3 protein-coding genes are annotated in these 1654 nt (G+C 51.7%); 2 read left to right on the top strand and 1 reads right to left on the bottom strand.

The annotated features are described in order from the left end of the window. Both AC1D0Z_RS21215 and AC1D0Z_RS21210 read left to right on the top strand, forming a co-directional pair. Positions 1–219: hypothetical protein (locus AC1D0Z_RS21215; RefSeq protein ID WP_477660134.1), on the top strand; the 219-nt coding region annotated here is incomplete at its 5' end. Between the two features lie 397 nt (positions 220–616). After that, positions 617–1225, top strand: coding sequence for a PAS domain-containing protein (locus tag AC1D0Z_RS21210; RefSeq protein ID WP_477660133.1), 609 nt, complete (start codon positions 617–619; stop codon positions 1223–1225). Positions 1226–1310: 85 nt separating this feature from the next. Here AC1D0Z_RS21210 and AC1D0Z_RS21205 read toward each other — a convergent pair. Continuing rightward, positions 1311–1654 (bottom strand): hypothetical protein (locus AC1D0Z_RS21205; protein WP_477660132.1); only part of this gene is annotated, 344 nt, incomplete at its 5' end.

Genomic DNA, 1654 nt, shown 5'->3' with positions numbered 1-1654 from the left:
TTCAATGACTCCACAGGCAGGCTGCGTGGAATGGAGCGTGCTAGGATATTTGGAGAATTTGGCCTCAACTCTGTAAAGGGACGGGGTGGCATTGAGAGGTGGCTCGCTTTTGCATGCAACAAGGAAGAACTCCGCAGTCTAAATGCGGCTACCTGCAAAACCCTTTCGGAATTTATTGAAGCTTCGCCTGGAGTATTCGGTCCTTCAGTAGCCAACTGAAGGCAGTCTATGTTGAATTCTTGTTAAGTTTCGCGTTGCTGTGACCCACCTTCTTCGCAGTCGCTTGACCCCATCAAAACCCTGAAATGTGGATCGCCAGTCCTGCGCAAAAGAGCATCCCCAGTGGCTCAGCGCTCGATGGAAAAACGGATCAAACAAGCGCGAAAATCCACAACAGTCTGCCCGGCAGGAGGCGCAGTAAAACCCACCAATGTCCCGTCAAATTGAGCACTTCGCACTACATGAGCTTGCATACATCGAGTAACCAATTTCATGCGATGTCGTGTCAAAAGACGTAGTAACCAATTTTCAAATTTGTTAAAAATGATGCCTCTTTGATGCCTCTTTGATGCCTCTTTGATGCCTCTTTGATGCCTCTTTTTTTTAATCCTATTTGATGACTAATCACCTTTCACTGGACTTGCTGCGGACTGTCGCCGAGAAGCAACTGGCGTCCAAAAAGTCCTTGATTCCCGCTCCAGATGACACTGACCGGCTAAAACTGATTCATGAACTGCAGGTTCATCAGATTGAACTTCAGATCCAGACAGAAGTGCTTCAGGAAACCCTGGCGCGCGCGGATGCGCTCCGGGCCAAATACCAGGATCTCTTTGAGCTTGCGCCGGTCGGGTACCTGACGCTTTCAAAGAGGGGCACTATTTTTGAAGCAAACAAGTGTGCGGCGGCGCTGTTGAATCAAAAACCACAAGCGCTTGTCGGCAGGAAGCTGCGCGAGTTCGTCAAGGAAGACTCCATTGCGAGCGTTGATAATTTTCTTGCTGCTGCAGCAAAAAGCACGGCTGACATATCCTTGCGCGAAATTGCATTGCTTCCGTCCAAACCGTTCCCGCGATTTGTCAACATGCAGGCCCACGCCATAGCGAATGGTGCCGGCGGAGAGGAAAAAATCCGGCTGGCCATGATGGATGTCTCTGCGTTGAAGGCAGCCACTGACGACATCGTTCAGGCGCTAGACAAGGCCTCGGGCTTTGGGGCGCTTGAGTAATGCCCCTCGCGCCGCGTATGAGTTAGCCCGTCAGTCAGCTGAGCTCAATTGTTCTGCGGTTTCGGCGCAGTTCGCGGGATTCAGTTCACGCCTGAAAACCCGTGTCCCCGCGGTCCAGAGGATCAACCTCAACGTCATAAATCTGGGTGATTTTCCAGCGCGAGCCYTCATAAGCCGCCTGGCCGAGCACTTTCACCTGGAAAGAGCTGCGTTGCTTTTGCGCCTGAAGTGTTATTTCGCAAAAGAAGTCGAGTTTGGCAGGGCCGTCAGGCAACGCTCCCAGGAGTTGGTAGCCAGCCCGATCGAATCTGTCCTGTTTCCCGCCCTGCAGTAATTTTTCAACCTCAGGCGTGCCGACAACGACAGTGGTGATGTGGTCAATCAATCCATCGATCACCACCTGCGGGTTTAACTTCATGTGTCTATAAG

The organism is Polaromonas sp. P1_E3 (assembly GCF_056405935.1).
The sequence above is the reverse complement of the archived record's forward strand: the minus strand, read 5'-3'. Positions and strand labels throughout refer to the sequence as shown.